A 19,458-nucleotide genomic window follows, 5' to 3' on the forward strand; every position below is an offset into this window, starting at 1 on the left:
GACCGCGGCTCGTCGTGGGGGCGGGCGCAAAACCGCTCGCCGTCGGCGGGGAGAAGCTCGTACCGTGTTGTGCATCCGCAGCATCGACGACGAGGTCCGACATGGTTCCACCACAGACTCTGACGACGCCGAGGCTGCGGCTGCGCCCACCCGCCGACCGTGACATCGAACCGATCTTCCGCGCCTGCCAGGACCCGGACATCCAGCGCTTCACACTGGTCCCGGTCCCGTATACGCGTGCGCACGCCGAACATTTCGTCCGCGACATCGCCCCGGCCGCCGGGTCGTCGGTGTGGGCGATCGAGATCCCCGGCGGTGAACTCGTCGGCACCATCGGACTGCGAACCGTCGAGAAAAACGTTGCGTCACTGGGCTATTGGTGTGCGCCGTCGCATCGGGGCCATCGCTACCTCACCGAGGCGCTCGCCGCGGTCCTCGACCACGCCTTCGCCGACCCCGCCGACGGCGGAGCAGGGTTCGATCGCGTGATCTGGCGGGCGCTGGTCGACAACGTGGCCTCGGCGCGGCTGGCGGCGTCGGCCGGCTTCCGCTACACCGGCCGACGCCCCGAGGACGAGATCGATCAGCTCCCGTCGGGTCGCCACGTCGGCGATGTGCACACCGCCGTGCTGCGGGCGGGCGAGGACCGCACCCCGCAGTCCTGGGACCTCGAGCAATCGGACTCAGTTCGACGCGGCGCGCAGTTTCTCCAGTAGCTCGGGAGCGGCGTCGCGCAGGAACGCGTCCTGGGTGTCGCCCCCGATCTGCACCAGCGCGATGTCGGTGAACCCCGCCTCCCAGAAGGGTTTCACCGCCTCGACGATCTGGTCGAGGTCCGGGCCGCAGGGGATGTTGCCCGCGACGTCGTCCGGCGTGACGAACTGCGTCGCTGCGGCGAAGCCCGCGGTGGTGCGCAGGTCGGCGTTGACATCCCACCCGCCGGCGAACCACCGGAACTGATCGTGGGCGCGCTCGATCGCCTTGTCGCGGTCGGGATCCCAGCTGATGGGGATCTGCCCGATCGCGCGGGACCGCTGCCCGTCGACGGTCGGGGTCGACGAATGTTCGTTCCACGCCTTGATGAAGTCGGCGTCGGGTTCGACGGCGATCAGGTGGTCGGCCAGTGGCCCGAACGTCTCGATACCCGCATTGCCCGCCACTGCGACGCCGATCGGGACGGGCTGGTCGGGCAGATCCCAGATCCGGGCGGCGTCGACCTGGAAGAACTCGCCGCGGAAGTCGACGAGCTCACCGGTGTGCAGTTTGCGGATGATCTCGATCGCCTCGGCGAGCATGTCCTGGCGGTCGGCGACCGAGGGCCAGCCCTCGCCGACCACGTGCTCGTTCAGGTTCTCGCCCGAGCCGAGGCCGAGAGTGAAGCGACCGTCGGCGAGGATCTGCAGCGTCGCAGCCTTCTGCGCGATGATCGCCGGGTGGTAGCGGATCGTCGGGCACGTCACGTAGGTCATCAGGTCGACCCGCTCGGTCGCGTGGGCCACGGCTCCGAGGACCGTCCACGCGTACGGTGCGTGTCCCTGGGCCGAGAGCCACGGGAAGTAGTGGTCGCTCGACACCTCGAAGTCGAAGCCGGCGTCTTCGGCGCCGACGGCGTACCGCACCAGCGCTTTCGGGCCTGCCTGCTCGGTCATCAGGGTGTAGCCGAAACGTGTTGCCATGGAGGTCTCCTCTGCGAGATGGGTCGCTTCGGTGTAGCCATGAGTCATGGGTCCGAAACCCGGGACGCTCGAGACGGTGGTGCCCGGACGACGGACGTTCGACGACGGGGCGCGGTTCTCGACCCCGGAAACGAGGCGCAGATGCCAGACCAGAACGCGGATGGGTCGATCGACGCCGTGCTTCTCGATGTCGACGGTACGCTCGTCGACTCCACCTACCTCCACGCATTGGCGTGGATGCGGGCCTTCGCTGCTCACGACCTGATCCCCCAGTGGTGGCAGGTGCACCGGGCGATCGGCATGGGCGGCGACCGTCTCGTCGGCGAGCTGCTCGGCGACGACGTGGAGGAATCGCTCGGTGACACCTTGCGCGACGAGTGGGAGGAGGCCTATCGCGGCCTGCTGCCCGACGTGCGGCCCCTGCCCGGCGCGGCCGATTTGGTGCGGGGACTGCTGGACGCCGGCTACCGGGTGGCGCTCGCGTCGTCGGGCAAGTCGGAGTTCACCGACGCCGCGCTCGAGTCGATGGGATTGTCGCGGAACGACTTCGCCGCCGTGACCACCTCGGACGACGCCGATTCGTCCAAACCGGCGCCCGACATCCTGTCGGTCGCGCTCGCCGAGGCCGGCGGTGGAGAGGCTGTCGTCGTCGGCGACACCGTGTGGGACGTGGCGTCGGCGCATCGCCTGCCGGCGGAGTGCGTGGCGGTACGGTCCGGTGGCTTCGCGGAGGGTGAGTTGCGCGACGCGGGCGCGGTGCTGGTCGTCGAGCACGTCGGCGAACTCGTCGACCGCGGCTGGCGCCCCTGATCGACGGCGGCTGGAGCGCCGGACCGACCGCATCGGTGGGCGCGGGGCCGACGCCGGGGCGCTAGGCTGGATCATTGTGTCGCGAACGTCGCTGTCGGTGGTGTCGGACTCCGTCACCGCGCGGGCTCCGTCGAAGGTCAATCTGCACCTCGGGGTCGGTCCGCGCCGCGAGGACGGCTACCACGACCTCGTGACCGTCTTCCAGGCGCTGTCCCTGCACGACGACATCAGGGTCGCCCGGGCCAACGAGATGAGCATCACGGTTCGTGGCGAAGGCGCCGGGTCGGTCCCGACGGACGAGTCCAACCTGGCGGTCCGGGCGGCGCTGGCACTTGCCGAGTGGGCGGACCGTCCCGGCAAGGTCGCGATCGACATCGACAAGACGATCCCGGTGGCCGGGGGCATGGCCGGTGGCAGCGCGGATGCCGCCGGGGCGCTGGTCGCACTCGCCGCCCTGTGGAAGCTCGACATCGGCCGCGACGACCTCGCCGCGATCGCGGCGGACCTGGGCAGCGACGTCCCGTTCGCGTTGCACGGCAACACCGCCCTGGGTACCGGACGCGGCGAGCGGCTGATGCAGGTCCTCTCCCGCGGTGACTTCCACTGGGTGCTCGCGCTCGCACGCGACGGACTGTCCACGCCCGCGGTGTACCGCGAACTGGATCGGCTGCGCGACAGCCGTTCCGGAGAATGCGCCACCGACGACGAGCGGGACCTCCTCCGCCGCCCCGACGAACTCATGCAGGCCCTGGCGTCCGGTGACCCGCACGCGGTGGCGCCCTTGCTGCACAACGACCTACAACCGGCGGCGCTCTCGCTGCAACCCACCCTCCGCCGGACCCTGCGTGCCGGAATCGACGCCGGAGCACTGGGCGGCATCGTGTCCGGCTCCGGTCCGACATGTGCCTTCCTGTGCGCCGACGAGACCGGCGCGGTGAACGTCGCCGCCGAACTGTCCGGCGCCGGCGTCGCCCGGTCGGTCCGCACCGCGAGCGGTCCCGCCGCCGGTACGCGCGTCCTCGGAGCCGACGTCCGCCACTGATCGCCTACGGTTGCCTGATGTCCCGCAGACCCGCCGCCGTCGTCGCCCCACTGCTCGCGGTCAGCGCCGTCGTCACTCTGCTGCTCGCGCTCTGCATCGTCACGGCCGGCCCGTCGACGGCCGCCGCACCCGCCGACGGTTTCGTCTTCACCACCATCGAGGTCCCCGACGACGAACTCCCGTCGGCGGCCGGCTCGGGCACCCGCCTGACCTATGCGACGCGCGATCAGAACGGCCGCCCGGCGATGTCGAGCGGCGTGTACTGGGTGCCGAAGGGTACGCCGCCCGCCGGTGGCTGGCCCGTCGTGTCCTGGGCACACGGGACGGTCGGCCTGGCCGACGAGTGCGCGCCGACCCTGCACCGGCTCGGCGACGGTGTCGAGGCCCCGGTGCGCGCGGCGCTCGACGCCGGGTTCGCGGTCACGGCAACCGATTACGCGGGGCTCGGGTCGGCGGGGGAGACCGAATACCTCGGCGGTCGCGCGGCGGCTCACTCGGTGATCGACATGATCCGCGCGGCGCGGTCGGTCGACGCCTCGCTCGGATCACGCTGGGTGTCGACCGGGCACTCCCAGGGCGGCCACGCTGCGCTGCACGCGGGCCGTCTCGCCGCGGAATTCGCACCGGAACTGCCGGTCGCCGGCATCATCGCGATCGCCCCGGTCTCGTCGCTGGAGAACCTGTTCGGTCTGTTCGGTCCCCGCGTGCCCGGCCTCGGCGCGCTCAATGTGCTGAATGCGCCGTTCCTGTTCACCCTCGCCGGCCTCGACCACGCGAATCCAGAACTCCGCGTCGCCGATTCCCTGACGTCGGACGGCAAGCGTTTTCTCGACCGCGCGCGTGCCCGGTGCAACGGGGATCTCGTGGATGCGTTGCGGTCGGTGCCGCCGGGCTCACTCGTGGCGTCGTCGTTCACTGCGGAGCAGGACTTCCGGGACGCCCTGCGGGAGTACGCCGAGGTGCCCGTCTCTGGCTACCCGGTGAAAGTCACGCTCGCACATGGTCTTCTCGATCCCGTGCTGCCGTACCCGCTGAGTCGTTCGCTGCGGTCCGCGATGCGCGACGCCGGCACGGATGTGGACCTCAAGACCTACGCGCGGGTCGATCACAGCGGCGTCGTCGACGAGTCGCTGCCGGACGTGCTGGCCGCGATCCGGGAGTCGTTCGGCCGTTGAGGTCGGGCCGACCGGTTCTCGCGGAGTCGATCACTCGACGCTCTCGCCGAGTTCCATCCAGCGTTCCTCGAGTTCCTCGAGTTCGGATTCCATGCTGCGGATGCTCTCCGTCTCCGCGGCGAGGCCTTGGTAGTCGGACTGATCATGGTCGGCGAGCGCGGTCCGGGCAGCATCGATCTTGCTGTGCAGCTTGTCGATCCGACGCTCGAGCGAGGCGAGCTCCTTGTTGGCCGCGCGCAGCTCGGCGCCGCTGAGGGTGGAGCCCGACACGCCGCCGTTCCCCGAAGCTGTGGCGCTCGCACCGGATCCGCCCGACGTCGATCCGGAACCCGACGTCTTCGCCTGTGCCGAGCGGAGTCTCAAGAACTCGTCGACGCCGCCGGGGAGGTGGCGGAGCCCGCCGTCGAGGACGGCGAACTGCTGATCGGTGACCCGCTCGAGGAAGTATCGGTCGTGCGAGACGACGATCAGCGTGCCGGGCCACGAGTCCAGCAGGTCCTCGAGCGCGGCGAGCATGTCGGTGTCGAGGTCGTTGGTCGGCTCACCCAGCAGCTAGATGGCAGATGCAAGAGGAGCACCTGTCTGTCATGGAGACTCGACTACCCACCCGACCACCGGCTTCCGAGATCAAGGCTCTCATATACACGCGAGCCTCGATGGATCGTCACTACCTCATGCGCTCGACCGACGATCAGGAGACGGACTGCCGCGCCTGGTGCGCGCAGCAGACGTGGAATGTCGGCAGGGTCATCACCGATGCCAATCGATCTGCATCGAAGTGGCGCACCCGCGAGCGTGAGGGGTTCGAGGAGGCTCTCCACCTGATCGCCTCCAAGAAGTATGACGCGTTCGTGACGTGGGAGCCCTCCCGCGCCGGACGTGAGCTACTGGCGTACGTGCAACTGCGTGCGGCTTGTCAGGAAGCCGGTGTGCTCTACCTGACGAAGGGCCGGGTCTATGACTTTTCCCGCCATGACGACAGCTTCATGATGGGGCTGGAGTTCCTCACTGCGGAGAAGGACGCCGCGGTGATCCGGGACCGGCAGCTGCGCACTGTGCGGCTCAACGCGCAGAAGGGTCGCCCACACGGTCGGCTCCCCTACGGGTACCGCAGGGTGTATGACGAGCAGACGCGTGCGCTGGTTCGTCAGGAGATCGACCCGGGAAAGGCCTCGATCATCATCACGGCCGTCGATGAGATTCTGGACGGGGTCTCGATCAACAACATCGTGACTCGCCTGAATCGCGCGGGGGTGCCGACCCCGATGAAGCCGACGTCCGACCAGTCGCGAGGTTGGATGAGCTCAACCCTGCGCCAACTCATCAAGAGTCCAACGATTGCGGGCCTGCGCATGTATCAGGGCGAGGTCATCGGTGAAGCGGACTGGCCGGCGATCGTTCCGGTCGAAAAGTGGGAGAAGGTCAACCAGATCCTTGCGGACCGGGCTCGCCGTACTCGGTACGTGGAGGAAGGCAACCATAGTCACCCCAGGTGGCTGCTGTCATTCATTGCCAGGTGCGGCTTCTGTTCGCACCCCTTGGTGCGCATTCATGGTGCCGTGGATCGCAAGCGGACTGGGATGCCTCGAGACAACTACATCTGCGGGAAAGTGGGGTGCCGGAAGGTCAGTATCGACATTCCCTACACGGACGCTTACGTCACCGGCGCACTACTTGGTTGGCTGTCCAAGCCTGAGAGCCTAGCGGTCATTCTGGGCCCGGACGACAACTGGAACGAGCGGGTCCGCGAAGCCCAGGACCATGTCGCAGCACTGCGCAGGCGCCTCGCCGACGCAGCGGGCGAGTATGCACAGGGCCGGATCAGCATGACGATGCTGGCCGATGTCGAGGAACGCCTCAAGCCCGAGATCGAACGTGCCGCGAAAGCCGCCGTTCCCCCGGTCGCCGACAGGCAACTCCTCGCACTGATCCAGACGAAGGATCTGGATGCCGCATGGGAAGCTCTCGACCTGGTCGAGAAGCGCCGCATGCTCAAGATGCTGCTCGACATCCGGATCGAGAAGGCCAAGACCATGGGCGGCCGCTTTGATCCGGCACGGATCAAGATCACTCCTCGGTTCTCGGTTCCCGAGACATATCAATGGAGGCGACCAGAATCGTCCTGACCGCTGCGCCCTGACGGTCAGTCGGCGGTAGGAACGACGCGCCGAGCTCTCGCCCCAGCTCCTGGAGCCGCGAGAGCTCGGCGCTCGTCTGCTGAGCTGCGGTACTCATCGCAGTTCCCCGGTGCGCGGATCGGCGCCTGCGAAGAAGGCGTCCTCGGCGGCGCGGCGTTCGGCGACTCGTGCGGCGACGTACTCGACGAAGTCGGCATCGCGGTCGGCGACGAACACGTCCTCGACCGGGTCGGCGGGGTCCTCGCCGGGCCAGGTCGTCTGCCTGGTTGGCCGGTCGCGGTCCAGGCGGGTACCGGAGGCGGCGACCCATTCGCGCAGCCTGGCGCGGGCGTCGGCGAAGTCGCGATGCCACCCGAACGGGGCACTGCCGTTCTGCTCGGGGTGGTAGGCACACAGCCAGTGCAGATGCAGCGCTGAGAGCTCCCAGACGAGTTCGTCGTGGCGGTGCCAGAACGGTGGGATGACGCTGGCGGGCAGCCCGTAGGTGCGGCGTGTCGTCTCGACCCACCGGTTCAGGGCGTACCACTCCTTTTCGAGTTCGTCGGCGCGCAGCAGGTACCAGTTCACTGGGTGCGGCGGGCCGGGGTCCTCCTCGTCCTCGTCTTCGAGCATCCCCTCGTCGTCGAGGTCGAGCTCGTCCTCGGGCAGCTCCTCCACGGCGGGCTCACCGGGGGTCTCGTGGTCGCGGTCGTCGGTCATGATCGGGACTCCTCGGTGCTCACAGGCCCATGTCCGGCGACTGCCGGTCGGGCCGGTACTCGGGCGCGGCGAACGCGGCAGGCGTCTGCTGCTGCGCCACCTGCCGTTCCGGCTGCTCGGGAACACCGGAACCGGCGGACTGCTGGGCTGCGTCACGTTCGACGGTGGGTCGCTGGGCCTGTTCGCGGCGCGGGGTGCGGTCGACCTCGTAGGTGGTGCGGGCCATGTCGTGACCGAGCGCGGTCGCGACGAACCGCTGCTTCGTCTCGCCGGTGCTCTTGGACTGGTAGTCCTCCATGCGCCCCTCGGCGATGAAGAAGTCGTTCTTGGCGAGTTGCTTGTAGGCGCGCACGGCGACGCCCTTGTAGGCGACGAGGTCGTGGTAGGTGTTCGGCAGACGGGTGTAGGTGCCGTCGTCCTCGTAGTCCCAATGACGCTGCTCGACCTTCGCGTAGAACGCCGCTTTGCCCTTCTGAGTGGTGCCCAGCGTCGGCTCGGACTTGATGCGTCCCTTGAAGGACTCGCGGACATCCGCGCCCTGCTCGGGCTGGGTCTCGGGGCCGGTTCCTGGGTTCTCGTGCTCGGCCATCGTGCTGCTCCTGTCTTCCTGATGCGGCCACCTGTCGTGGCGGCCGTCGTGACAGGCAGGTGCACACGAGCTGTCCCGGACCTACCGAGGCGGGTCGGGGCGGCGCAGCAGCGCCTCGATCTCGGCCCGGTCGGTCTTGAGCTGGTCGGCGTCGGCGCGAGCGGGCCAGGCGCGCAGATCGGTGACGATCGGCGGGGCCGCACGCAGCAGGGTCACCGCGGTGCCGAACGGGAGGGTCCGCAACCGGTCGGGCGGGAAGATCGCGACCCTGCGCACGGAGCGCTGGTTCTGGCGAGTGCCGTGATCACCGAGGGTGATCGAGTCGGTGTACTCATCACGTTCACCGATCAACGTGGACAGGTCTTGAAGGTCTTTGCTGTTCGAAGCCCCGCCGAGAAGAATCTTCACGATGGAGGCGTCCCAGATCGCGCCGGCCTGGTTCTCCGACCACTTGTCGCGCGCCTGCGCGAGAGACTGGAGCACGGGCAAACAGGTGATTCCGGTGCCACCGCCCTCGGCCATCAGCGTCGGCAACGACGGCAGCGGGGCGAGGTTGCCGATCTCATCCAACGCCAGCAGCAGTGGCGGGTCGAGACGGGCTCCGGGTGAGCGTGCCGCGATCCGCCGGGCGGTCTCCACGAGATCCTCCACCAACGCGGCGACCAGTGCTGCGGAGGCTCCGGCTCCAGCACCGGTCGCGAGGAGGAACAGGGTGCCCCGATCACGGATGAACGCTTCGGGGTCGAACTCCTCCCCGGGGCCGGGGCTGACGGCATCGAGCACCCGCGGGTCAGCGAGAGCACCGAGGGCCAGAGAGACGCCCTGCCAGATCGAATCGCGGGTCCTGGGGTCGGCGTCGATCATGGATTCCAGCGAGTCCGCCCACCCCGTGGCCGCGTCCGGGCTGTTGGTGAGGATCGCGACGGCCTCCGCCGCAGCCGAGGGGTCCAGGGTCCAGCGGAACAGCTCCGCCGGGGAACGCCCATCAAGAGCAGCGGCGTGCAGCAGAGCCTGCAGCGCAGTCCTCGTCTTGCCTTCCCAGAATCCGCCAGACTCCACCCCGCCGGCAGACAGGCCGGTGGCCGAGGCGAGGCCGGTAGCGCGGATCATCGCGGTGAGAGGGTCGGCGCAGCCACGCACGGGCGACCAGCGCATCCCCGCCGGGACGCCCTCGGCCAGGTGCTGGGGGTCGAACACTGCGACCGGGCCGTGCTTCTCTCTCGCGCGCAGGGTCGCGGTGAGGTTGTCCGGGCGGGTGCTGGTGGCGATCACCGCCCCCGGCGCGTCGAGGATCGCGGGGATTACCACGTGCAGGCCCTTGCCGGAGCGGGGTGGTCCGATGAGCAGGATCGAGTCCTCGACGCTGGCCCACACCTCCCGGCCCCGGCACATCCCGAGTCGGTAGCCGACATCCGCCGGGGTCGGCTTGGAGAGAGAGGGTCGCAAGTTCCCGGCGCGGGTGAGCAGCGCCGTAGGTGAGGCGACCGTGGCCACCTCGTGGCGGGTCGCGACTCCGGCGGTTGTGTGCGGGTCGACCTCGGTCTTGCGGGCGTGACGGCGCAGCCGCGTCCACACCCAGCAGCCGCCGGCGACCAGCCCGGCCAGCAGCACGACGGTCACGGCCCAGTAGGCGACCGCGCTCATCCCTGGCGCGTCGAGCGCGGCGGCAGGATCACCGGGCCGGAACAGCACCGAGATGCCGGAGGCGGGCCCAGCGGCGGGCTGGTCGGTGCCGGTGAGGAACGCGGCCACCGATCCGGCGCCGCGCAGGATCAGGGCGAGGCCGAACAGTCCGACCAGCCCGATCATCGCGGCGTTGGTCAGCTCGTCGCCGAAGCTGCCGCTCTGGCGGCCCTGCGGGACGCTCATCGCAGCCTGCGCGCCACGACCGTGCCGGAGACGCGCCCGACCAGCAGCACCTCTCCGGCATCCCCGACCCGTCGCGGATCGAGCAGCCCCCGTGCAGTGCCGTCGCCGGCCGCGTCGGTGTCGGAGACGAGCACGGTGCAGGCGATGTCCTCCCCGGCGACGAACCCCTCCCCGGTGACCTCGATCAGCGCCGGCACCGCCTTGGGCCGTCTCGTCTTTGGGGCCGGCTCGGGTGCAGGGTCGGCGCGGCGTGGTTGTGCGGCGACGAGTTCGGTGAAGCTCGTGCCGTCGGCCTCGTGCACCTCCACCCGCACCGGCACCGCACGCTCCTGGCTGGCGTGGTCGATGATCTGCGGGAACGCGGCCCGCGACCACGGCCGCTGGTCGTCGTCGGGCGGATACACGGTGCCGTCGATCATCACGGTCATCGACCCGTCGGCGTGGATATCGAGGATCACGGTGCGCATCGACACCGGCACCGGCTCAGGGAGATTCGCATGTCGTCTCATGCCGGCCAGGTGCACAATCCCGTACCCGCACCGTTCATCCTGGCTGCTGCTGGCGCAGCTGCCGGGCCTCGTCCAGCACACGACGGCAGGGTTCCCTCACCCATACGCCGCTGTTAGTATCTGCGTATGGATGCAGATAAGCAGATGTGCGGCATGGATCCCGCGTCGGAATACGTCGATCTCGCCGCGGAGGTCTTGGGACTGTTGTCCGATCCGACGCGGATCAGGATCGTGCTGGCCCTGCGCCAGGCCGACGAGTTGCCGGTGAACGCGCTGGCGGAACTGGTCGGGAAGAAGCCCTCGGGGGTGTCGCAGCATCTGGCCCGACTACGGATGGCGCGGATGGTCACGACCCGGCAGGAGGGCACGAGCGTGCTCTACCGCCTCACCGACGAACACGCGGTCGCCCTGGTGGTCGAGGCGATCAAGCAGGCCGAGCACGCGGTCGCGAACGGGCAGATCCCGCCCCACCACCACGCACCCCGGCAGTAGTAGCCCGTTCGTCGCACAAACTCTCGTTCGTTAGGCCTCGTCTCATGCTTGCTGTCCTGCGCAATCCCACCTACGCGAAACTGTTCAGCGCGCAGGTCATCGCGCTGCTGGGCACGGGCCTGCTCACCGTCGCGCTCGGACTGCTCGCCTTCGAAATCGCCGGCGGCGACGCCGGCGTGGTGATGGGTGTGGCGATGACGATCAAGATGGTGGCCTACGTCGCCGTCTCCCCCCTCACGACGGCACTCACCACCCGTCTCAAGAGAAAGCCACTACTCATCGGGACCGATCTCATCCGGGCTGGGGTCGCGCTCTCGCTGCCGTTCGTGACCGAGGTGTGGCAGATCTATGTGCTGATCTTCCTGTTGCAGTCCGCATCGGCGACGTTCACGCCCGCGTTTCAGGCCGTGATCCCGTCCGTGCTCCCGGACGAGGGACAGTACACACGTGCCCTGTCGCTGTCGCGGCTCGCCTACGACTTGGAGTCGCTGGTGAGCCCGATGCTCGCCGCCGCCTTACTGACGGTCGTCAGCTTCCACAATCTCTTCGCTGGCACCGTGGTCGGGTTCCTTGCCTCTGCGACCCTGGTGCTTGTCTCCCGCTTTCCTCGCTTCGAGGCTCCCGCTCCGGCGCCGTTCTTCGATCGCCTCACCCGCGGCGCCCGTGCGTTCTGGGCCAGCCGGGAGCTGCAGGGCCTGATGGCGCTGAACCTCGTCGTGGCGACGACCACGGCGATGGTGATCGTCAACACCACTGTCCTCGTCCTGGGCGATCTGGGCCGCACCCAGTCCGATGCTGCGCTCCTGCTCGCCGCCTACGGAGGCGGCTCCATGATCGTGGCCCTGACCATGCCCAAGCTCTTGGAAGCCGTCTCGGACCGGCGAGTCATGCTCACCGGCGGCATCGCCCTGCCCGTCCTTCTCCTGGCCGGAGCCGGGGTGCTCGCCTGGACCGATGGCACGCCCCAGTGGGTCGGGCTGCTGAGCGTGTGGGCGCTGATGGGGGCGGCAACCTCCACGATCCTCACCCCCTCCGCCAGGCTGCTGCGGCGAGGCAGCACGGAAGAGAATCGGGCCGCGGTGTTCGCCGCGCAGTTCTCCCTGTCCCACGCCTGCTTCCTCATCACGTACCCCCTCGCCGGTGTTCTCGGCGCCGCTATCGGCCTTCCCGCCGTGGCTCTCGTCCTCGTCGGTATCGGCATTCTCGGCGCGGTCCTCGCCACCACTGCTTGGAGCGCTACGTCCCGCACTCTCGTGCAAGCTCACAAGCGATGAGCACAGGGAGCGCTCATGCCCTCCACGACCGCTTCGACAAAGATCGATCCGATCGCTCGTACGGTTGCATCTGTAACGAACATGCGACCCCACAGTCAAGGTCAGAACGTCTGGAGATCCGCGGAATCACGCGGATTCTTACCCTACGCGGGGTTGGTTTTTTCCGGGATCGGACATGCGGCTGGTGGTGTCGAAGAGCTCGTACTCGGCCGGGTGGAGCTGGTGCTGGACGACGAAGGAGCGTTCCTTGATCCGCCACAGCCCTTGTCCGGTGCCCAGCGTCGGCAGCAGCTCGCGCTCGGTGCCGGTCAGTCCAAGGGTCTTCGCGGTCGTGCCCAGCTGGTCGGATTCCTGCCGGTAGATGATGCGGGACTCCGCATTGGCGAGCAGGGAGTTCGCGAGCGAGCGCATGGCCGAGCCCTGGTCGCCGACGTTTTCCAGGTCGGTGAGCTTGTGGAAGATGAGCATGTTGCTGATCCCGTACGCCCTCGCCAGCCGCCAGTGCGCATCCATGCGCTTGAGCAACGCGGGTTCGGACATGAGGCGCCAGGCTTCGTCGTAGATGCACCAGCGCTGCCCGCCGTTCGGGTCCAGCAGCGCCGATTCCATCCACGCGCTGGAGCACGTCATCAACACCGACACCAGCGTGGAGTTCTCGGTGACTCGCGACAGGTCCAGGGACACCATCGGCAGGGTCGGGTCGAACACCTCCGTCGACGGGCCGTCGAACAGGCCGGAGAGGTCCCCAGCCACCAGTCGTCGCAGCGCGTGTCCGACCATGCGGCCGTCCTCGGCCAGCCGCCCGTCAGGGTCGTGGGAGGGAGACAGGAGGTGGTCGACGATCATCGGCAGGATCGGCACCTCGTTCTCCCGTACCGTTTCGGCGAGGGCGGTGTCGATCGCGGTGTGCTCCAGCGGCGACATGGGCCTGGCCAGCACGGTCTCGGTGAGCGCGCCGATCAGGTCGCGGCGGCGGGAGGCGACCGTCGTCTCCCACTCCGCATCGCTGAGCCCGGAGGGGCGGTAGCCCTCGTCGAGGGGGTTGAGGCGGGTGGGCAGGCCGTGGCCGAGCTGGATCGCCCGCCCGCCGACGGCGCGGGCGATCTCAGTGTGCTCGCCTTTCGGGTCACCGGGAACGTAGACCCGCCGCCCGAACGGCAGGCTGCGCGTGTACAGGCTCTTGGCGAGGGAGGATTTGCCGCTGCCGACGATCCCTGCGACCACGACGTTCGGGGCGGTGATGACCCCGGTCTGATACAGCACCCACGGGTCGTAGACGAACGAGCCCCCGGAGTAGAGGTCCTGGCCGACGAACACGCCCGCCGAGCCCAGGCCGCCCTCGGCGAGGAACGGGTACTGGGCCGACAGGGTCGCGGAGGTGTCCTGGTGGCGGGGCAGCCGGAACCGGCCCGGCGTCCGCAACGTTTGCTTGCCGGGCTCCCCGGCGGCGGGCAAATACCGAGTGGCCTTGCGCTCGGCCCGCTCGACCTCGGCCTTGGCTTTCGCTTCCGCGACCTCGCGGCGACGCTGCTCGGCCTGCAACCGGGCCGCGGCCTGGCGGCGCTGCGCCCGCAGCCGTCGCCGCTCGGTGGCCGGGGCGACCAGCACGGAGGTATGTAGGCGTTCCTTCTCGCTCACAGTCCCAACCCCCGCCCCTGACCTCTGCTGGACCCGGCGGGGTGCGGGTCGAACCACGACCCTGCCGGCTGCGCGACCCGCGCCTGCCTCCCCGCGCGCAGGGAACGCCGCGTCGTGTGCTTCGGAACGGTGGTGGGGTGTTCGATGGCGGTGACGGCACCGGTCAGGCGGGTCGTGGTCTCCTCCAGTGCGGTGCCGGCCTGATGGAGCTCGTCACCGATCTGCAGCCCGGTATCCCGTGCGAGGGCCGGGGCGCCGGGGAGGGTGTGGGCGACGGCGATCCGGTCGATCGCCTCCCGCATCGCCGTGGCCGCATCGCGCAGGTCGCCCAGCAGTGTGGCGGTGCCGGGACCCGTGGCCTGCAGTTCACTGTCCGCGGCGAGGTGGCGCAGGTTGCGGGCGGCCTCGGTGGCGAACGCGGCGGGATAGTAGACGGCGGACATGATGGCCTCCCAGGCACGAGAACGACGGGGATGTGGTGCAGGTGCACCCCACCCGCCCGGTCACGGACATGCCGGTGCCGCCGACCCCACAGGGCGGCGGCACCACGGGAGGTAGTCGGGTCAGAGGCCGAGGCCGCGGTCACGCTTGACCGCCGCGACGCCCGGATGCTCGAACCAGGACCCCTCGCTCACCGGCCCACGCCCGGCGGCACTGCCCGCTTCTCGTCCGGTGGCGCGTACCCCGCGATCAGAGAGCGCCGCAGCGGCAGCACCCGCCGCGCCCATCGCAGTCCCGGCCGAGGCGGCACCGCCGGCACTGCCCATGTCGGGGTCCATGGTCGGTGCGGGGGTGTCGGTGTCGAGGCTGTCCTCGGGCGCGATCTGGTGGTGGCGGTAGAGGGCGACGTGGCCGAGGTCCGGGTTGTAGGTCAGCGTGTACTCTCCCGTGCGTGCTTCCTTGTCCAGCGCCCCGATCGGTGGGGTGTCGTAGACGTAGCCGTTGAGCATGGCCGCGTCCGTGGTCTCCTCGCCGTAGTCGAAGCCGGCCAGGTGCTCGATCGCGGCGTCCGGGCCGTCACAGTCGATCAGCCACAGCACCGCATCGGCTTCACCGCCCTGGAGGAAGACGATGTTCACCCACCGCGACACCGGCCCCTGAACCCTGGTCATCTCCGTCTCGGCGGGTGCGGGCGGGGCGGGGTGCCAGGCGATGCGACCGGCAGCCTGCGAGGCACGGTTAAGCCCCTCCTCGACACGGTCCAGGGCGGCAGCGGCCTCGGAGAGCTCCCCGGCGGCCAGGCGGGCATCACGGATACCGGCGGCGGGGTCTCCGGCATCGTCGAAGGCGCGCCCGTCATGGCGGGCGTGGCGGGTGGCGAGCTGCTGGATCGACTGCTGCATCGAGCGCACCCCGGCCAGCAGGTCCCCAATCACCCCGTAGGCGTCCTCGGGGTGGGTGAAGTCGCGGCTGGCGTGCGCCAGGCCGCGCAGCGCCTGCGATGCCTCCTCGGCGTCGGCGACGGGATCGTAGAATGTAGGCACGGTTCCTCCCCTTGACTGTGGTGATCGAGAGGTACGCATTCAGAGCACGAACCAGCCGGAGGAGCACATGAGCGGTGAGGATAGGGCCAGCGATCAGCTCGCAGCGAGGCACACTCAGACCCTGCGACTGTTCAAACGCCGAGCGGAAGAGCTCTTCTCGTGCGAGCTCGCACGTCGTGACGATGCGATGAACCTGGGGCAACAGCTGCACATGAACTTCGTTGTCGATCAAGCCACAGGCCAGTCGTCTCTGGCAGGCATTCGCCAGGTCATTCCTCCCAAAGAGCAGGTGGCTTACGCACTCACACTGATCCGTCCACTCACGCTCACGAAGAAGGGCGACCGGCTCGCATGGGTAACGGTTCTTGCCGCGTTGGAGTACTTTCGGCCGGCGGACGCCACCAATGTCTCTGAGCATTTGACACAGTTGCGTGAGAACTGGGCGCAGTACCCGCCTCGCCGAATGCGGATTATGCAGGCCCCGATCGACCCAGAAGCAGCCGGGGTTCGTGTCAATGCCTGGGACAACGAGATCGCACGTATGTTCCTCTACGGTGACCTCGTCCATGGCGATGACAACGCCGAATTGCTGGACGCGCTCGGAGATGATCAGGTTGTCTTCTCCGCCGGTGCGATGGCGTCGGACGGCTTCATGTTGGTGAACAACACGTATCAGGTCATGCACTGGCTCCGACCAGATATCGCCCCAAACGACGCGCACTTCTCCCAACTCCTAGCACAGGAGAAGCCCCCGAAGGACAACTGAGCCGGCTCATACGGGCCGGGTCAGGGGCAAGGCCGCGGCTGTGAACGCGGCGGCCTGCTGGCCGACGAGGCGGCGGGTTTCGCAGGAGGCCTGGATGGCGGCCTGCTCGACCGCGGCGACCGCGGCGTCCAGTTCCTCGATGGTGGGCGCCGAGACGGCGACCAGACCGGTCACGCGCAGCACGCCGTGCCCGGCGGTGAGGTCAGCTTCCTGCTGGAGCACGTCGGTGTATTCGGCGGTCTGGGCGGCGTCCTCGATCTGTCCGATCCGGCGGCGCTGCGCGGCATCGGAGATGTGCTCGACCTTCTTCTTGCGGATGTCACGGGCAGCCTGATCGGTGCGCAGCGGGGTGTAGAGCAGCGACAGGGATCGCCCGATCCCTGAGGAGAGCACCAGCGGGGCGAGGAACCCCGGATACACCATCGAGCGGGGCCACTCGCTGATCCAGAGCACGACGTGGTAGCCGGTATCGGTGCGCAGCCTCGTCCAGGTCTCGGTCACCGCGACCGGGCCGGCGGTGGCCAGCGACTGGCCGATCTCCCCGTGCCGCTCCAGGGTCGCGGCGACGGCCGGGTCGTAGGCGCTGCGCAGGATCACGGCGATCTGCCCCGGGCTCAGCCACCCGGCAGGGGTCAGGTCCGCCGAGCGCAGCGCCGCGGTCAGTGTGCTCATCTCCTGGCGCAGCACCGCGGCCGCGCCCCGCAGCCCGCCGCCGGCGGTCCGGATCTGCCGGGCCGCCGTCTTCATATCCAGGCTGAGGCTGATCGTGGTGGCGTGACGCTCCCCGGCGGGCCCGGCGCGCTCGATCAGCTCGGCATACGTCCTCGATGCGAAGGAGTCGTCCTGGCTGCCGTGGGCGGCCCACCATTCGGCCAGGCCCGTGCCCGAGTCCGGCAGGGTGCGCTCCAGCACCTGCACGGTCGCGATCCGCCCGGACCGGCAGACGCTGGCCAGCACCCGCCCCCAGGAGGAGACCCGGCGGGCCTGCTCGCCGGGATCGAGGAGCACGAACGCGGGATGGCGGATCTCGCACACCACCGTCAGCGTCGCCTGGTGAGGGTCGTGGATCATGCCCGCCCCGCTCTGCGGGTCGACGTGCTCGCGCAGCCGCGCCATGTCACCGGGCAGCGCGAGCGTGCCCGCCGGCCTCGGAGCGACGATGCGGCGCCGGTAGGCCAACTGTCCGCCGGTGGTCCGCCACAGCCACCAGGCGGCCACGGGCACCCATTCCACGACCGGGCGCCCGGCGACGGGCATCCAGGTCAGCACGATCGAGGACACCCAGATCGGGGCGGTGTAGGCGATGAGCATCCCGCCGGCGTAGAACGCGCCCACCAGGGACAGCACTCCGACGGCGAGGGTCGCCAGCTGGGTCGCGGACAATCCCAGCAAGATGCCGCGGCGAGTCAATCTGCTGAATTTCACCGGCACCAGGTCGGTGCCCGTACGCGCTTCTTCGGCGCTGTGCTTGTTGCTCACGAGGATCACTCCTTCCCACCGGTCGGCGGCTTACTGGGCCCGTCGTCGGGCTTCGGGCCGGTCGGCAGGTTCGGCTGCGGGGTGCTGCGCGGCGGTGCCTGCGCGCCCGGCCCACTCCCACCGCTCTCACCGTTCCCGCTGGTGTTGGTGTTGCCGGTGTTCTGGTTGGCGCCGTCGGTGGCGGCCTCGGCCTGGGCGCCGATCTGCTTGCCGGCCTCGGGGCCGGCCGTCGCGGCCTTCTTCGCGACCTCCGCGCCGATGACCACCGCCGCGACCGGTCCCGCGGCAGCTCCCGCACCGGCCGCCGAACCGCCGGCGCCCGCACCGCCCGCACCTGCTCCGGCATCTGCTCCGCCGCCTGGTGGTGGCGGCGTGCCCCCACCGCCGCCGCCACCGCCGGGTGGGTTTCCGCCTCCGGGTGGGGGCGGTTCGTCACCCCCGCCCCCACCTCCTCCGCCGCCGTTGCCGTTGGTGTCGAGGATCTTCTTCGGGCCTTCGCCTTGCGGTGTGCCGGGCACCGGGACGGGTCGGTTCATGGCGTTCTTGGCTTCTTGTTCCGATCCCATGGTGTTGTAGAGGTCGAAGCCGAGGAACGCGATGACCCGGTAGACCATGTAGGGGGCGAAGGCGGCGATCGCGAGCATGACGATGCCGGTGATTGGCTCGGTGATCGCCGTCAGGTCCGCCTCGATGGGGGTTGCCATCTGGGTGATCGCGATGAGGAACACCACCACGAGCACCAGCTTGGAGATGATGAGGGCGAGTACGAACGCCGCCCACTTCCCGATCCACCCGCGGGTGGCATCCCACGCCGCACCAGCGAACGCGAGCGGGGCGAGCACGATCGCGATCAGCAGCAGAGCCTTGCGGATCAGCAGCGAGAACCACACGATCGCGACCGCGGCGACCATGAGCCCGCCGAGGAAGATCGTCACGATCGCCCCGACACCGGGGGCGGAGATGTTGATGGCGGTCAGTCCGGCGGCCAGCAGGATGATCTTGTCGCCCATCGTGGCCGTGGTCTCGCCGGCGGCTTGGATGATCCCGATGGTCAACTGGTCGGTGATCTCCAGCGCGAGCGCGGCCAGGGTGATGACCACGAAGGAGCCGAGCACGGCCTTGCCGGCCCCGAGGGCGGCGCGGGACAGCGCGGTGGGGTCGCGGCGGATCAGGCCGAGGATGAGCTGGAAGCAGAAGAAGATCAGCACGATGAACACGCCGATCCCGAACAGCAGGTTGTACACCGACACGTACCCCTCTTGGGTGACGTCGACCAGCGTGGTCGTGTCAAACACTGTCCACATGGCCTCGATCAGCCAGCCCGCCGCCCCGCCGACGGCCTGCGCGAACCAGTCGAACGGGGCGGCGATCAGCGACGCGGCCGCTTCACCGGCGGAGTCGCAGACCGTGGAGATGACGGGAACATCGCACAGCGCCATCACAGACCTCCCTCACACAGATAGGCGGGTTCAGACGGCCTGGCCGACGCCCCAGAAGAAATTGATCAGCGTGACCGCGGCACCGCAGATCACCGCCGCACCGCAGGAGATCAAGACGCCGATCTTGCCGCGGCCGGCCAGGTGGGGGTTGCTGGAGTTGGAGCCGAAGCCCCACACGATCGCCGAGACGATCAGCGCGAGGACGGACAGGATGAGGCCGACGGTCATGACGGCACCGACGATGGTGCGCAGCTGGTCGATGCCGGGCAGCCCCGAGTCGTTGGGGTCGATGTCGATCTGCATCGGGAGCATCGCCAAGCGGGCGAGGGTCCAGGTGGCGAGGGTCGTGATGGTCATGGCAGGGCGCTCCTTCGACAGA

At 69.2% G+C, this 19,458-nt stretch carries 19 protein-coding genes and 1 pseudogene; 8 read left to right on the forward strand and 12 right to left on the reverse strand.

Annotated elements, in window-relative coordinates:
* Positions 1–101 precede the first annotated feature (101 nt).
* Positions 102–716: a GNAT family N-acetyltransferase gene (locus LEL84_RS22195; RefSeq protein WP_226512798.1), complete on the forward strand. Its 615-nt coding sequence runs from the start codon at positions 102–104 to the stop codon at positions 714–716.
* On the opposite strand, the gene LEL84_RS22200 is transcribed toward LEL84_RS22195, so the two are convergent.
* Positions 684–1,676, reverse strand: coding sequence for an LLM class F420-dependent oxidoreductase (locus LEL84_RS22200; RefSeq protein ID WP_226512799.1), 993 nt, complete (start codon positions 1,674–1,676; stop codon positions 684–686). The two genes, LEL84_RS22195 and LEL84_RS22200, sit on opposite strands and share 33 nt — an antisense overlap.
* A gap of 141 nt (positions 1,677–1,817) precedes the next feature.
* Here LEL84_RS22200 and LEL84_RS22205 point away from each other — a divergent pair, with 141 nt between their 5' ends.
* From LEL84_RS22205 to LEL84_RS22215, 3 genes are all read left to right on the forward strand, one after another.
* Positions 1,818–2,486: an HAD family hydrolase gene (locus LEL84_RS22205; protein ID WP_226512800.1), complete on the forward strand. Its 669-nt coding sequence runs from the start codon at positions 1,818–1,820 to the stop codon at positions 2,484–2,486.
* Between the two features lie 76 nt (positions 2,487–2,562).
* The gene (locus LEL84_RS22210) at positions 2,563–3,528 is read left to right on the forward strand and encodes a 4-(cytidine 5'-diphospho)-2-C-methyl-D-erythritol kinase (RefSeq protein ID WP_058251444.1); all 966 of its coding nucleotides are present in this window, start codon (positions 2,563–2,565) and stop codon (positions 3,526–3,528) included.
* 17 nt (positions 3,529–3,545) lie between these two features.
* Positions 3,546–4,703: a lipase family protein gene (locus LEL84_RS22215; RefSeq protein WP_226512801.1), complete on the forward strand. Its 1,158-nt coding sequence runs from the start codon at positions 3,546–3,548 to the stop codon at positions 4,701–4,703.
* A gap of 30 nt (positions 4,704–4,733) precedes the next feature.
* Here the strand turns inward: LEL84_RS22215 and LEL84_RS22220 are convergent.
* Positions 4,734–5,255: pseudogene (locus LEL84_RS22220) on the reverse strand (ABC transporter ATP-binding protein); the annotation flags it as partial.
* A gap of 35 nt (positions 5,256–5,290) precedes the next feature.
* On the opposite strand from LEL84_RS22220, the gene LEL84_RS22225 reads away from it, so the two are divergent.
* Positions 5,291–6,829, forward strand: coding sequence for a recombinase family protein (locus tag LEL84_RS22225; RefSeq protein WP_006213383.1), 1,539 nt, complete (start codon positions 5,291–5,293; stop codon positions 6,827–6,829).
* Between the two features lie 105 nt (positions 6,830–6,934).
* On the opposite strand, the gene LEL84_RS22230 is transcribed toward LEL84_RS22225, so the two are convergent.
* From LEL84_RS22230 to LEL84_RS22245, 4 genes are all read right to left on the reverse strand, one after another.
* Positions 6,935–7,540 (reverse strand): hypothetical protein, encoded by a 606-nt coding sequence (locus LEL84_RS22230; RefSeq protein ID WP_006213382.1) that lies wholly within the window; start codon positions 7,538–7,540, stop codon positions 6,935–6,937.
* A 19-nt stretch (positions 7,541–7,559) separates the two neighbouring features.
* Positions 7,560–8,129 carry a single-stranded DNA-binding protein gene (locus LEL84_RS22235; protein WP_006213381.1) on the reverse strand — a complete coding sequence of 190 codons (570 nt, stop codon included), beginning with the start codon at positions 8,127–8,129 and terminating at the stop codon, positions 7,560–7,562.
* Between the two features lie 81 nt (positions 8,130–8,210).
* Positions 8,211–9,998 (reverse strand): type IV secretory system conjugative DNA transfer family protein, encoded by a 1,788-nt coding sequence (locus LEL84_RS22240; protein WP_063249311.1) that lies wholly within the window; start codon positions 9,996–9,998, stop codon positions 8,211–8,213.
* Positions 9,995–10,507 carry a hypothetical protein gene (locus LEL84_RS22245; RefSeq protein ID WP_040560327.1) on the reverse strand — a complete coding sequence of 171 codons (513 nt, stop codon included), beginning with the start codon at positions 10,505–10,507 and terminating at the stop codon, positions 9,995–9,997. Before LEL84_RS22245 ends, LEL84_RS22240 begins: the two co-directional genes overlap by 4 nt.
* 126 nt (positions 10,508–10,633) lie before the next feature.
* Between LEL84_RS22245 and LEL84_RS22250 the strand changes: the two genes are divergently transcribed.
* On the forward strand, positions 10,634–10,999 hold the full coding sequence (locus LEL84_RS22250; RefSeq protein WP_197464170.1) for an ArsR/SmtB family transcription factor: 366 nt from the start codon (positions 10,634–10,636) through the stop codon (positions 10,997–10,999).
* A gap of 44 nt (positions 11,000–11,043) precedes the next feature.
* Positions 11,044–12,273, forward strand: a complete 1,230-nt coding sequence (locus LEL84_RS22255; RefSeq protein ID WP_006213377.1) for an MFS transporter — start codon at positions 11,044–11,046, stop codon at positions 12,271–12,273.
* A 138-nt stretch (positions 12,274–12,411) separates the two neighbouring features.
* Here the strand turns inward: LEL84_RS22255 and LEL84_RS22260 are convergent, their stop codons facing one another.
* From LEL84_RS22260 to LEL84_RS22270, 3 genes are all read right to left on the reverse strand, one after another.
* A complete protein-coding gene (locus LEL84_RS22260; protein WP_006213376.1) occupies positions 12,412–13,911 on the reverse strand; it encodes a hypothetical protein in 1,500 nt (499 codons plus the stop codon).
* Positions 13,908–14,354 (reverse strand): hypothetical protein, encoded by a 447-nt coding sequence (locus LEL84_RS22265; protein WP_006213375.1) that lies wholly within the window; start codon positions 14,352–14,354, stop codon positions 13,908–13,910. Before LEL84_RS22265 ends, LEL84_RS22260 begins: the two co-directional genes overlap by 4 nt.
* Positions 14,355–14,474: 120 nt before the next feature.
* Positions 14,475–15,395: a hypothetical protein gene (locus LEL84_RS22270; protein WP_006213374.1), complete on the reverse strand. Its 921-nt coding sequence runs from the start codon at positions 15,393–15,395 to the stop codon at positions 14,475–14,477.
* 67 nt (positions 15,396–15,462) lie between these two features.
* Here LEL84_RS22270 and LEL84_RS22275 point away from each other — a divergent pair, with 67 nt between their 5' ends.
* A complete protein-coding gene (locus tag LEL84_RS22275) occupies positions 15,463–16,161 on the forward strand; it encodes a hypothetical protein (RefSeq protein WP_040560313.1) in 699 nt (232 codons plus the stop codon).
* 6 nt (positions 16,162–16,167) lie between these two features.
* On the opposite strand, the gene LEL84_RS22280 is transcribed toward LEL84_RS22275, so the two are convergent.
* From LEL84_RS22280 to LEL84_RS22290, 3 genes are read right to left on the reverse strand one after another with little or no spacing between them, the layout of a single operon-like run.
* Positions 16,168–17,640: an SCO6880 family protein gene (locus LEL84_RS22280; RefSeq protein ID WP_006213372.1), complete on the reverse strand. Its 1,473-nt coding sequence runs from the start codon at positions 17,638–17,640 to the stop codon at positions 16,168–16,170.
* Between the two features lie 5 nt (positions 17,641–17,645).
* The gene (locus tag LEL84_RS22285) at positions 17,646–19,079 is read right to left on the reverse strand and encodes a hypothetical protein (protein ID WP_006213371.1); all 1,434 of its coding nucleotides are present in this window, start codon (positions 19,077–19,079) and stop codon (positions 17,646–17,648) included.
* 30 nt (positions 19,080–19,109) lie between these two features.
* Positions 19,110–19,436, reverse strand: a complete 327-nt coding sequence (locus LEL84_RS22290; protein WP_006213370.1) for a DUF6112 family protein — start codon at positions 19,434–19,436, stop codon at positions 19,110–19,112.
* Positions 19,437–19,458 lie beyond the last annotated feature (22 nt).

Origin of the sequence: Gordonia sp. WA4-43 (genome assembly GCF_020520305.1) — a bacterium.
Taxonomy (GTDB): domain Bacteria; phylum Actinomycetota; class Actinomycetes; order Mycobacteriales; family Mycobacteriaceae; genus Gordonia; species Gordonia hongkongensis.